Here is a 13,207-nt window from a genome sequence, read left to right on the forward strand (position 1 = left end):
ATAGCGGGTATTCGCAGTGAGTGGGGAATTTTATGCAAACACACGATGCTGAGCTACCAGTGCTCGGTCAAGATCAACAAGGGTCCACTGAACCACACAATGAGTCGGTTGCCAGAACATTCTGGCGTTACACGATCCCAGCCGTAGTGGCCATGATGGTAAATGGCTTATATCAGGTTGTGGATGGGGTCTTTGTAGGCCACTTTATCGGGTCCGATGGACTTGCCGCAGTTAATCTCGCCTGGCCTGTGGTGGGGCTGATTGCGGGACTGGGCACACTGGTCGGGATTGGTGCGGGGAGCTTGTTGTCGTTGTTTCGCGGTGCGAAAGACACCACACAGGGGCAAGCTGTGCTGACGACCAGTTTTTGGTTATTACTGATACTGGCTGCAACGACGAGTTTGGCACTTTATGCCAGCGGTACCTTATTGTTGGATTTACAGGGCGCCAGTGGCGATGTGCTCAGATTCGGGCACAGTTATCTGTCGGTATTTGGCTGGGGGGCTGTGGCAACCATGGCAGCGGGCGCGCTGCCTATGCTCATTCGCAATGATGGTAGTCCCGGGGTCGCCACGCGCTTACTGATCTTTGGCGCACTCACTAATATTGTTCTGGACTATGTATTTATCGTGCTGTTGCAGTGGCAACTTGCCGGTGCCGCCTGGGCAAGTGTGGTATCACAGTCTCTGGTTGCTGTGCTGGCTCTGAGTTATTTCTGTTCAGCAAAAGCGGGTGTTAGATTGACGGCAGCCAGTCTGAGGTTTTCTCTTAACCTGGCGGGGCGGACTCTGGTGCAGGGGGCCTCGGGACTTGTGATGTTCCTTTACTTTGCCTTTATCACCGCGCTGCACAATAAGCAGTTACTGATGTATGGTGAGCCTCTGCACGTCGCGGCATTCGCGCTGATTGGCTACATTGGTGTGATTTATTACTTTTTTGCAGAGGGAGTTGCCAGTGGGATGCAACCGCCGATCAGTTACTATTATGGGGCAGGGAAGATAGAGAGAATTAGCGCAACATTGAAGCTGGCTTGTCAGGTTAGTCTGTCGGTTGGGCTTGTTATCGTGTTGTGTCTGAATGTGTTCCCGGAATTCATTGTGTCGCTCTTTTCCCAGGAGAATACATTGCTTAATGAGGCGCAAAAAGGCGCACGCCTACACCTTTCTATGGTTTTTCTGGACGGGTTTATATTCCTAGCGGCGATGTATTATGTGGCGTTGGATCAGGGGGCGAAGTCTTTATTGATCTCGCTGGGTAACATGGCCATTCAGGTGCCTTTTTTGTTCTTTTTACCTGAGTATTTGGGTGTTGACGGGGTGTGGCTGTCCGTACCTGTGTCTAATCTGGTCCTGACTTTGATCGTTGCACCTATGCTGTGGCGTGATGTATCACGGTTGCGACATGGCAGGGTGTTCAGCTAAAGCCAGCATTAATAAGGGGGTGGCAACCCCCTTTACATCTTTAAACTAATCGCTTTACAGGCACATATTGTCTGGCTGTGACCAGGCTGATAGCGACTAAGGCAGTAACCACACTACAGAAGCTTATCGCAACCAGCGTGAGGTCAGGTGAAAACGCCATCAAGGTGTTCAGCCAGGGCCATGCAAATGCAAGGACGATCCCTGCAAGTAAAACACTCAGCAGTGCGGGCTGCAAAAAAGCGTAAAGCCTCGCGGCAAGTACCTGACGACGCTTGGCACCCAGCATGAGATGTACTTTGACAACGCCCTGCTGCAGGTATGCGGCGTAACTTTGCAAACTGTAGACGCCATAAGCTGTGATGATTAGGATCAGCGCATTGATAAACATCAGTAACAGTGATGTGATGCGCCGATATTGATGCGCATGCGCTATTTCCTCTTCCAGCGCGCGCCACTGTGTCAGTACAAACTGTGGGTGTTGTTGTTGCAACAGCGTATTGAGTTGCGCTTTGCTCAATGTAAGTCCGGGCGTCACTTTGACCAGCATATAAGTGGCACTGCCATAATTGGGCAGGTAAAAGCGTGGTGGTGATATAGGCTTGCCTGGCAGCTGCAAATCGTCGATAACTGCGATGATCCTCAGGGCATTCGCCCCATTAATATTAACGGTTTTGCCAATGACTTCACCACCCAGTTGGCGCGCGAATGTTTGATTGATGATCACCACAGGGTTCTCATCCTCAATGTCCTCGAGGGTGAATGTACGCCCGGCGACAAGGTGCTGATCCAGAACCTCAAAGTAATCCTGGTCGACATTGCGGTGAAATGGCAGATAGCTGGCATCTTGCCACGGCGCGGTGATTTTAAACTGAAAGTCGTCTTTAAGTGGTGAACGGGCGAAGCTGACTGATAACACGCCCGGCTCTTGCAACAGTGTCTGCTTAAAGGCCTTGGCCATGGGGGCGTAGGCTGACCAGCCTTGCCAGTCTAGTGTGGCGACACTAAATTCCAGTTCATATACCTGACTTGCATCGAAGCCCAGGGGATGAGTTAGCTGTTTGAGGCTGTCCCAGACAAGCTGAGAGCAGGCTAACAGGGTTATTGACACCAGCAAAACCTGCGAGGCAACAAAGCGCCTGATGGTCGCCTGTGACAATTGCTGAGCTTGGCCCTTGCCGCTACGTTTAAGGCTGTTTAACAGATTGGCGGGTTGGCAATGGGAGCGACTCAGCAGCATGAATAAGCCCAGAATTGCGCTGCCTAATACACAGGCCAGTAGCATAACAGGATAGGTAAGTGCCAGGTGTTCACTCTGATAGATAAACTGTGATAGCCAGGCTGCGCTGAGTTTAAGTACCAGAGTTGTTAGCCACAGAGAGAGTATCATCGCCGGTACGATCAACAAAATCAGCTGACACAGCAAGGTAGTGCGAATGGTGCTGTACTTTGCACCAACGGCGCTGCGCACAGCTAACTGGTGGCGGCTTTGGAGTAACTGGAGCAAAAATAACTGGGCCAGATTCAAGCTTGCCAGCAGCAGCAGAGCGAGCGTACAGGCAAATACAATCAGTATGATCGGGTGGTCGCCGCGCAGTGCCTGGGTTAAGGTCTGCATTGTGAGTTGCGTTTGCCAATCTGCCAGCTGTGGGGGAGCATGACGAGAAGCGGTTTCATTCATTGCACTTTGCAGATGTGTGAGCGCATTTTGCGTGGCATCAGAGTTGATCAGAACCCGTATATTTGGATCGGGGCTTTGCCAGTACCCCTTGTACTCTGAATTATTGTAGCGCCATGGGAGCCACAGCTGTGGTTGCCAGCCCGCTTTGAATAGCTCGGGCGGTTGATAGTTTTGACTGACTACGCCGCGAATGGGGTGAATAATCCCATTAATATTGATGTGTTGCTGTAAGATATCTGATGTGCCACCAAAGACCTCCTGCCACAACGCAAAGCTGATCACTGCCCCTTCTGGCTGCTCCTTTGGCGCTACCATAAAGTGATCCCCCTGACCGTGCACAAACTCAACCCCCAGCATGGCTTGCCAGTCACCACTAAGATACGCCGTTTTTATTTTTTCTGCATTTGTCGACGTCAGTGGTACTTCTTCACCATAGTAAAAAGCCAAAAGTGGAGCTGTTTGCAATGCACGCTCTTGTGAAAGATGCTGCCCGGTCAGTAGCGCAGCGGTGGCGGGGTAAGGCCAGCCATTATCATGGAGTTCGGCAGCTGTTCCCTGGCGTTGATGCTCAAGCTGGAAAATAGTATTGGGCTGCGGATAGGGTAGGGGTTTAAACCAGATATGGTAAAGCAGGGCTGCAACACATAACACGGCGCTGAGCGTCATTGTGAGTAAGATAAGCATACTCAAAGCCCAGCGAGGTTGCTGGCGCAGTTGCATGAGTGCTGGTTGTAAACAGGTAAACCAGATAAAGTCACGGTAGCACTGTGGCATAGTGTGTATCCATTGAACGGTCAGTGATCAGGGTTTAGTCTACAGCAAAGATTGGTCCATAAAAATTGTATAACAATAACAAAAGGTTATATATTTAATGCCGGATGCAATTGCAAAAGCGGACGATCAGTCCGGAATTATTACTCTCAGACTCCCAAAGGAGAATTACAGTGAGGATAAAGAGGTCGTGCGCAGCATTATGCTTAGTGGCTATGGTGTCATTAACGACAGCCTGTCAGTCCCCGGGAGCTGGACGTAAGCTGGCGCAGTTTAAAACGGGTTCTGAACAAGCATGCTATGACAGAACAACCCAACCCTATACATTTGTGGTCGATGCCCATGCTCACTTTCGCCCTTTTGGTGGTGAAGCTGTGCCCTATACTGAACTTGTTGGTTACTTTCAAAGCGCTGACGTATTATTCGTCAATGTGTTTGGTATTGGACAGATGTTTAGCGCCCAAAGTGGCTGTCAGCGCTTTTCGAGCTGTCCAACCGGTGAAATTAAGCCAACTATCAGAAATGATGTGATCAACGCATCTAACGCGCTGCTCCACCCGACCACAGAGACGCACCTGACTTTGTCTATGAGCTTTCCTGATCTGAGTAAACCGCATCACATAGTGCAACAAATGACATTGCTCGATGAAGAGTTTGGGCCTGCGTTTGGTTGGATGGGAGAGGTCAACTTAGTGAAACAGGCATTGTTTGATCATTCTCATCAGGCAACCCCTGTAGAGCGTATTAAAGACTGGGCACCTTTCATGGCCAGGCTACGTGCGCCTGATCAGGGTCGCTCGCCCATGCCCTTGTCAATACATGCTGACATTGGCTCTGATACTGAGCCAACCAAATACTTACATCTAATGGAATCTGTACTGGCCCAGTATCCAGATAACCCGATTGTTTGGGTTCATATGGGATTGTCGAGGGAGCAAACCAGGATGGATCCGCAACAACACATTGAAATCCTGTCTCGCTTGCTGGACGCATATCCAAACCTGATGCTGGACATTTCCTGGCGCGTTTTATACGAGGCTTATTTTCGTCATGCGGCAATTCGAGCGCAGTATGTGGCGTTTTTTAATCGTTATGCCACACGCATTCTGACCGGCAGTGATTTTGTTGCAGCAAAAGGTTACAAGTACCGGGATTATGTGCGTGAAGTCGAGATCAACAGTCGTATCAATCAGTACCTCAGCGATAAGGCGTTTCGCCATATTGCACTGGGTCAGAATTATTTTGACTTAATGGGACTAAGCTATCAGGCGCCAGAGATATGCCAATAACATCAGTTGTGAGCTGGTGTAAATGACCCCGACAGGCGGGGTCAGGCAACGCCTGTCAGTGGCAATAAAAAGTCACAAATGTGTGAGTGTTACACTGACCATCGGTGACACAAAAATGGCTTGGCGGTGGTGCCGCACCACCCACCCGGGGCGTCAATCCTGCGTCCAGTCCTTTTGCCTCGTTCGACAGTTGCTTTATACCAATTTCACTTAATACCTGTTCAATTTGAAGGAGCAAATATGACGCTAACGGCGTTAAAAATTTCTCATTTAGAACAACTAAATAGCAAAATTTTTGCCTCGCCTATAGGGATGTAGGTGCCTCAGCGATAGCAGGACGCGGGAGCGGTGTTATCGACCATATTTTCTCGCCTCAAAATAGAACACTTAATTAAGCAAATTGGTATTACATGTCTTTGTTTAATTTCATGGTCTTTTCCTTAGTTGAATTGTGTTGCTTTTTTCAGCAACATCTTCAACTTAGCGGGTAAAGAACGAACCAGCAATTGCCTATTTGTAACATTTTTTACGCATTAGTCTGTCTGAGGCTTGTTGAGCCACTCCAGTGCCGCCTGTAGCGTGGCGTCCTGCTCCTGATTGTATTGTCGCTGTTCAATCACGATATCAGGGATAAATGCTTCTCTGGGTGTACCGTCAACGTGGTAGAGCTTTTCTCTGGGTAACATATAATTGAGCTGGCTATGGGGCAGGGTCTCACCGTAAATGGCCCCAAGCAGTTGCGACATTTGTGTGCCTACGACCGTTGCCCGCTTCATGCCATGCAGGCCAATCGTTAGTCCTTCCCCCATGCTGCCTGTCCATTTGTTACAAAGTACAATTAACGGCTTGTCATACTGGAAGTCTCCACGTGGATACACGAACTCCTGCCAGGCGCGTTTCACGCCAAACTCTCGCTCGATAGAGACTAACTCATGTGTCTGATAAGGCTGAGGTGCTTTTATAAAGCGGCTCATAATGCCTCTTGCCACTTCTGTATTGCCACCACTGGGGGTGTGGCGTAAATCGAGGATCATGGCCTGGGTATCTTTTAACTGATCCATAGCCTCGTCAAATGCACTGATTAGCGCGTTATTGCCCAAGCTGTTTTCCGGGCGTATATAGCCCACTGTGCCAATGCGCTTTTGTGTCAGAAGGGGTTTTTCTGTGATCACATTTTTTACAATGGCTTCAATATCCAGCAGCTTTATTTCGGTTTTACCAAGCCAGCGAACTTCCAGTGAGAGGCGTTGTTTACGTTTACCCGTTAACAGCCGGTTGAGTGTCCAGCTTTTTGCCGAGTCGAACCCCGAAACATTGGCCTGTTCAATGGCTTGTTCGACGGCAATGCCATCAATACGCAGGATTTGCATACCTGCACGAAAGCCTTGCTGATAAGCTGATTCGGCAAAGGGGACCGCAGTGATAGTTGCTTGTCCATTGCGCCACTGTGCCCACAAGCCTGTGGCCGTGGGCATTGGCAGATAATAGTCTTTTGGCCGTGGTGTAACGTCAGCGTGATGATCAAACCAATGTTCCAGACAATGATTGAGCCGGCCTGACAGTTGCAGCTTAGTTTTGAGTTCAACACTTTGATGACGAATACACTGCTCAAAAGTGGCGAAATCGGTCGGTTTGTCATCACGGTAGGCATAGCCGAGCCGGACATACTCAATAAAATGCTCTATGTCCTGCTGTATTTGCTCTGGCGTCAGAACATTTTGCTTATCATCTGTTTTAGTGGAGGCTGCAGCATTGCTAATGCAACAGGCTGACAGCAGTGTTGCGACGAGTAATGAGCGCATGACTATCCTTATTATTGTTGGTAAACAAGTTGCTCTTCTAGGGTATCAAGCTGTTGTTCATAGTCTTCAGCTGACAACTCTCCGCGCTGATAGCTGCGTTCCAGAATCAGCACCTGTTTTATATAACGCATACTGGCAATGAATATTTTGGGTGCAACCCGCTGTGAACGCTGCAATGTAATAAGATGCTCATTGAGTTCACTGAGTGCTTCCAGAGAGAGATTTTTACTGCTCAGGTTCTGGCTTAACATGGTATCCAGGTAATGAGGGTAAACGAGCGGGTTATTAGTAAAAAAGTCAGCTTGATCGCCAAACTCTTCAATGTTTTGCTGATAGGCTTCATTGAGGCGGATGCTATAGTCCAGACTCTCTTCTACAACCGCCTCAGCTGCGGTGAGTACCTTTATTAAGTCTCTGATTTCTTTTTGATCTGAGTCGTAATTGCTAATTGCAATCGCCAGTAATACACCGACCAGAGTCGCAACCAGAGTCAGAATAAAATTGCAGGCTACGTCATGGTGGCGGGTGAACGCCTTGAATGAGGACGTGAACAGTAAAGCGCTGAGCGCCAGAAGTGCGCAGGTCAGTATGATATACAGCATAGTGGTAATAATTATTTTTGTTATATAGGTAAGATATTGATTTTATAAGAACAGTGCAACTAAAGAGCGAAAAGAGGGTGAAGATTGTGTGTATTGAGTCATTTCTTCACCCAAATCGTTGTGCTTCAGCGACTATGGCGCTGGTTGGTGTGCCTGAGCATCAAGCCACGCTATTAAAGCGTCCAGCGCGCCCGGCGCAAAGTCGTCTTCGGTGAGGTACAAAGCGGCCCTTACTGGCAGGTCAGTTTTTAGCAGGCTATGAGAGGCATTGCTGATGACCTTTTGTGTGAGCTTGTCTGGTGCACCTATGGTGCTGGCAAATATCTGTTGGCTGTGATCAACATCAACCCGGGTGTCGGAATCGCCAAACAGGGCGAGCAGTGGGAAATGGATCTGAGAAAAACCCAAGCTGACATCTGAGTCTATATTGGTCCGGACAAAGTTGAAGCGGGCTTCGTCTTCCAAAGGAGTGCCCATAAAAGGATGCAAATGCAGATCACTGCCTTGATAAGTGTCATACCCGGATTTTATCAGCTGGTACTCTATTTCATTTAATTCTGAAATTTCCGGCCACACCGAGTGGTCATCGGCATGGATCTTTTGTTCATCTATCAGGCGCAACCACATCGTATATTTGCTCTGCTCTCGCCAGTTTGCCGCGCCTCCCACTAAAGCTGCAAATTCAATCTCAGGTTCACTGTGCAGTTCGGCCAGTACCCAGCTTGCCTGGCTAAAACCAACCACGCCAATTGGATTATCCGGGTAACCATTGTCGCGCAAGTAGCGAATTGCGCTACGTACTTCCTCTGCGCGTTGAGGCATGGTTTGAGCCAGCCAGTTTCCGGTTGACTCGCCAATTCCGGGTTTACTCCACGACATGGTGGCATATCGTTTGCGGGTTAAAGTGTTGATAACAGGGTCAAAGTATCCGTTGGCACTATGATCCATCGCGCCATCGCCGTGGACAAGCAGGATGATTGCATCATGACTTTTATGTACATGTGGCACGACCAGCCTGGCATCTAAGGTGTTTGTGTTTGCGCTGAATGCAACGTAGCGCTCTTCGACGTGTTCCTTGTTATTGTTATGGCATCCGCCAAGTAAGCAGCACAAAAAGGTAATAAAAACAGCAGTATTCCATCTGGGTATCATGATCTCTCCTTTTATAAACTGATACCAACGCATGCGATAATTTTGAGCATATAAAGAGTTGGTACATTCAAATATCATCAGGTGTCTACCATATAGAAGGATCTCCCCGATGAGTGTTAAGCAGTGTGGAAAGTTGTAAGCTGCTGTAAAATTTCAGGTCAGGTACATCTTTGTGTAAGCGGCATCGACTTCCGCTTTGCCTTCCACTGAGACGCACAGGCATTTGTAATGCCCTGACAGGCAAGCCGTGAAAATGGCCAGGCATATATTACATCAACCCTGACTTTATTATTGCACAGCTGCAAAAGTGTTTATCTACATGTTTTATTATCATTTCCTGAGAAATAATCTACAGTGTGTTTTCAGAGCGTGTTGCTATTGCATACACAGGCGTTGTCTAAGCTATCATTTAATTCTGGAGGGTAAAGCTCGATGAAAAAAGTACTAATACCGGTCACCAACCATGCAACCTTAGGCGAAACAGATCAGGCCAATGGGACCTATGCCCCGGAGTTGACACATGTAGTGCATGTACTCAAAGCACAGGGGATCGCCTTTGACTTGGCTTCTCTTAGTGGTGGTCATGCTCCTCTGTATGGCACTGACATAGAAGGAGATGAGGTTAATCAGCAGATGCTCGCCGATACTGAGCTTCAGGCTAAGATTGCGAATACGCTGAGCGTATCTGAGCTTGATATCAGTGACTATGACGCCATTTTTTACCCGGGTGGTTTCGGGCTGCTTAGCGACTTAGCGACAGACAGCCAGTTTGCTGAACTGGCAGCAACACATTATGAAGCCGGCGGAGTCATTGCTGCAGTGTGTCATGGGCCCGCCGCTTTGCTGCCTATTACATTAAGTAATGGTGAAGCGCTCATCGCTGATAAATCGGTGACCTGTTTTACCCGTGAAGAAGAAATCGATTTTGGTACCATCAATGACATTCCTTTCCTGCTTGAAGAAGCAATAGCTCGAAAAGCGGCGCAGTATCGTAAAGTTCAGCCTTGGCAGGAATTAGTGATTGAAGACGCACGCCTGATCACAGGTCAAAACCCAGCCAGCGCTCATGCCGTGGGTGTGGCACTGGTAAAACATCTTGCACAGTAATTGCTGCGATTATTAACAGGCATTGTCAGTGCCTTACAGCATCTGGCAGGCCTCTTCTGATAAGGAATCCATGTATCCATGATTAAGGTACATCATCTCAACCAATCACGATCAACCCGGGTATTGTGGCTGCTCGAAGAACTTAAGTTACCCTATGAAGTAGTACACCATGAAAGGGACGCGCAAACCAGGCTGGCACCGGCGAGTCTGGGTGAGGTTCATCCGCTGAATAAAGCTCCGGTTATTGAACACAATGGTCTGGTATTGTGTGAATCGGGCGCGGTGATGGAGTATCTGCTCGATCAGGCCGACTCAACGAGTTTACGTCCTGAAAAAGGCGACGCCCATTACTATCAATATCTGGAATGGTCTCATTTTGCGGAAGGGTCACTGGCGCTACCTGTGATCACCACCCTGCTGATGCAGATGGAACAGCGCGAAGGCACAGCGCCAATGGATGGGTATATTGCCAAAGAGCTGGCACTGGACTTGGGGTACATCGAAGCGACGCTGACAAAGCAGGCGTTTTTTGCAGGTCCGCAGTTTAGTGCGGCAGACATTATGATGACCATTACCCTGGAATTTGCTGCCAACCTCAACCTGCTGAATGATAAACCTCAGATACAAGGCTATCTTAACAAAGTGCAAAGTCGCGAGGCGTATCAGGCCGCCAGAAAACTGGGCTAAATCATTTCACTATCGTCTGCTCTGTAGTGTGCGGAGCAGATATTTTTTCAGGGCCGTTTTGCACGGGCTCATGATGCAGCATATGACGAGCAAAAAGTGACTGATCTGATCCAGGTTCTGGAGACCTTTCGCCAGCATCATGGGTTTGCCGCTGTCAGATGACAGCGGCACCTGATTGCTACTCGAAACGAGAGAACTGATTGAAAAAAGCGAGCTGAGCCGGATGAGTTAAGGCTTTGGGACGCAGCGCCTGTACCTGAGGGATGATATCCGCCTTATCCAGCCCAAGTTGATACATGATCAACCCAATGACCATTCCTGTACGCCCTGAACCGCCTTTGCAGTGAACCGCAACAGAGCCTTGTTCAGACAAAATTGCTTTGAGCGTCGGCCAGCTCTGTGCAAACGCCTGCGTAAAATCTTTATTAGGTGGCGCATCGTCTGCGATCGGCAGTTGAAACCATGACATACCAAGGGCATCACACACCTGAGGTAACGCTGTTGCTTCGTTGCTTTCTAATTCTGAAGGATACATGAGTGTCACAATAGCCTGTGCGCCGGCATCGTGCAGTTGCTGTACGGATTCTGTCAGTGGTGTGCCCTTAGTACCCGGGCAAGGCGTAAATAATAACGCTGCACCTGTGTCTAAATGCAGCGTATCAAACGGATGTGAGGTCATTTAGTTTGTCTGTTCCTGTACTTTATAACGGTCAATTAATTCATCCATATCCATTGCGGCTTCTGCGATATTAGAGGCCGCCACAGCAATTTGTTCGGCTCCGGTCACATTTTCGGTTGCCTTGGCAAAAATTTCTACAATATGCCGACTAACTTCGTCAATGGCATTGCTTTGCTGCTGAGTGTTCACTGACACAGAATCTGTCACTGATTCTACCTGTTTCGCCTGTTCGACGATTTTGCCTAAGGCTTCTTTGATTAACTCGGCACGCTGGGCAGCCTGCATGGCGTTATCCTTACCCTGAGTGATTACATCTGATGCTGATTGTGCGCTGCTTTGCAGTTCGTTGACCAAAGCCGAGATTTCTTCGGTGGATTGCTGAGTTCTGCTGGCCAGGCTACGTACTTCATCGGCAACCACGGCAAAACCACGCCCCTGCTCACCTGCCCGGGCAGCTTCAATGGCGGCATTTAACGCAAGTAAATTGGTCTGCTCTGCGATACTCTTGATCATATCAACCATGCTGGAAATACTGCCCACCCGTTCGTTCAGCGCATCGACGGATGTCGCAGACTTTTCCATATCAAAGGAGGCTTGTTGGATCACCGATACCGCATCTGTGACGACTTTCTGACCATTAACCGATTCCTCAGTAACGGACTTTGCCGCGGCAGCATTTTCTAACATAGAATTGGCAATAACCTGGATATTAGCGCTCATTTGCTCAGCCGCTGAGGCGATAGTCTGCACACCTGATTGCTGCTCAACCAAATTGGTCTGGCTCTGGCTGATGGCACAGGCGGTTTCATGTGTAGAGGTTGCAATCTTGCGTGATGCACGCCCGAATTCAATCAAGTCTTCTTCAAACTGTTGGGTCAGTCGGTTAATGTCTTTTGCCGAATTGCCCAAATCGTCAGAACTTAAAATATCGATTTCATGTGCCAGGTTTCGATTGTTAATCGCAATAGCAATCCCCTCAGCAATTTTTACTGACTGCTGATGGCGAAGACGGATTGATATAAACAGGGCCGCTGTGATCAGCAAACCTATCACCAGAATAATCAGCTCAACCACCAGAATGGTCACCGCCGTTTCCTGAATGTCTATGGCTGTTTTATCAACAAGTGTTAAGGCTTTTTCCTCGGCCTCTTTCAGGGCGTTAATACGCCGAGTGGCGGCTTCAAACCAGGCTTCTGGATCTTGCCCAAACCCAGAATCCCGATCTGCGACGGCGGCTCTGAAAGCATCAACGTTTTTCATGGCACTGCTGTTTAACGCTGTGGAAAACATGGCTTTCATTTGTGGGGGAGACGCTTCTAGTGCTTCAGCTAGATAAACCTCTTGTTTGGTGTGAAGTTGGGTATAGCGGGTTCGAAGTGCCGGAGTAAATCTATCTTGTGCAAATACATTGCTCAGAACGGCACGCTCTATACCGGCAGATTCTTTGGCGCTGGAGAAATTGTATATCGCCATTAATTCAGTGGCGACGATATAATCCCGGCTCAGGCGCGCTGCAGTGATGACAATATGCAAGCCCTGGTTGTTTATGTCGGTGTAGTACTTTAAAGCTTCAGGCAGGCTCATAGAGAGCGCACTTACTTTACGCCTTACATTGTCGAGCTGGTTAAATTTTTGCAAAAATGTGTTGATCTCACGCGTCATTTCATCCGACAAATCCCAGTTCACCACCTCGCTTTTAAGCTTACTGAGCTTGCTTTCGGTTAAACGGCGCTGCTGCGTCAGGTTGCTTTGAAATTTTTGGCCTTGTGAGCCGATAAACCCGGCTGAAGCACCTCGTTCTTTCTGTGTTTCGTGAATCAGCGCGAGTACCGCGTGGCTCAAAAAGGCATTATATTCGGCGTCGTATGCATCATTCATGCGTTTCGCTGATACCGATACATCATAAAAAATGACGCCACCGAGCAACAAACAGGGAAGTAATACGACAAGGGTTAAATGGCTGGAAATGGTTTTAGCTATTGTTCTCAGCATGCACGACTCACTTCTGGGGGTTAAAGC

At 48.6% G+C, this 13,207-nt stretch carries 10 protein-coding genes; 4 read left to right on the plus strand and 6 right to left on the minus strand.

Translation table 11 applies throughout. The features are described 5' to 3' along the window. The first annotated feature begins 32 nt into the window (after window positions 1-32). Window positions 33-1,421: an MATE family efflux transporter gene (locus ELR70_RS02615; protein WP_082353253.1), complete on the plus strand. Its 1,389-nt coding sequence runs from the start codon at window positions 33-35 to the stop codon at window positions 1,419-1,421. Window positions 1,422-1,461: 40 nt separating this feature from the next. Here ELR70_RS02615 and ELR70_RS02620 read toward each other — a convergent pair whose 3' ends face one another. Beyond that, a complete protein-coding gene (locus ELR70_RS02620) occupies window positions 1,462-3,873 on the minus strand; it encodes an ABC transporter permease (protein WP_054016342.1) in 2,412 nt (803 codons plus the stop codon). Window positions 3,874-4,043: 170 nt separating this feature from the next. Here ELR70_RS02620 and ELR70_RS02625 point away from each other — a divergent pair, with 170 nt between their 5' ends. After that, window positions 4,044-5,159, plus strand: coding sequence for an amidohydrolase family protein (locus tag ELR70_RS02625; RefSeq protein WP_054016341.1), 1,116 nt, complete (start codon window positions 4,044-4,046; stop codon window positions 5,157-5,159). A 533-nt stretch (window positions 5,160-5,692) separates the two neighbouring features. Here the strand turns inward: ELR70_RS02625 and ELR70_RS02630 are convergent. The 3 genes from ELR70_RS02630 to ELR70_RS02640 all read right to left on the minus strand — a co-directional run bounded on the left by ELR70_RS02630 (window position 5,693) and on the right by ELR70_RS02640 (window position 8,715). Beyond that, window positions 5,693-6,961: a S41 family peptidase gene (locus tag ELR70_RS02630; protein WP_054016340.1), complete on the minus strand. Its 1,269-nt coding sequence runs from the start codon at window positions 6,959-6,961 to the stop codon at window positions 5,693-5,695. Window positions 6,962-6,972: 11 nt separating this feature from the next. After that, a complete protein-coding gene (locus ELR70_RS02635) occupies window positions 6,973-7,563 on the minus strand; it encodes a hypothetical protein (protein WP_054016339.1) in 591 nt (196 codons plus the stop codon). Between the two features lie 132 nt (window positions 7,564-7,695). Then, window positions 7,696-8,715, minus strand: coding sequence for an alpha/beta hydrolase (locus ELR70_RS02640; protein WP_128064444.1), 1,020 nt, complete (start codon window positions 8,713-8,715; stop codon window positions 7,696-7,698). A gap of 432 nt (window positions 8,716-9,147) precedes the next feature. On the opposite strand from ELR70_RS02640, the gene ELR70_RS02645 reads away from it, so the two are divergent. Next, window positions 9,148-9,822 (plus strand): type 1 glutamine amidotransferase domain-containing protein, encoded by a 675-nt coding sequence (locus tag ELR70_RS02645; protein ID WP_054016338.1) that lies wholly within the window; start codon window positions 9,148-9,150, stop codon window positions 9,820-9,822. A 78-nt stretch (window positions 9,823-9,900) separates the two neighbouring features. Continuing rightward, complete coding sequence (locus ELR70_RS02650; RefSeq protein WP_054016337.1) at window positions 9,901-10,509, plus strand: glutathione S-transferase family protein; 609 nt, start codon at window positions 9,901-9,903, stop codon at window positions 10,507-10,509. Between the two features lie 178 nt (window positions 10,510-10,687). Here the strand turns inward: ELR70_RS02650 and ELR70_RS02660 are convergent, their stop codons facing one another. Further along, window positions 10,688-11,188, minus strand: a complete 501-nt coding sequence (locus tag ELR70_RS02660) for a tyrosine-protein phosphatase (RefSeq protein WP_054016336.1) — start codon at window positions 11,186-11,188, stop codon at window positions 10,688-10,690. Next, the gene (locus tag ELR70_RS02665) at window positions 11,189-13,180 is read right to left on the minus strand and encodes a methyl-accepting chemotaxis protein (RefSeq protein ID WP_054016335.1); all 1,992 of its coding nucleotides are present in this window, start codon (window positions 13,178-13,180) and stop codon (window positions 11,189-11,191) included. Between the last annotated feature and the right edge of the window lie 27 nt (window positions 13,181-13,207).

Source organism: Pseudoalteromonas sp. R3, assembly GCF_004014715.1.
GTDB lineage: Bacteria > Pseudomonadota > Gammaproteobacteria > Enterobacterales > Alteromonadaceae > Pseudoalteromonas.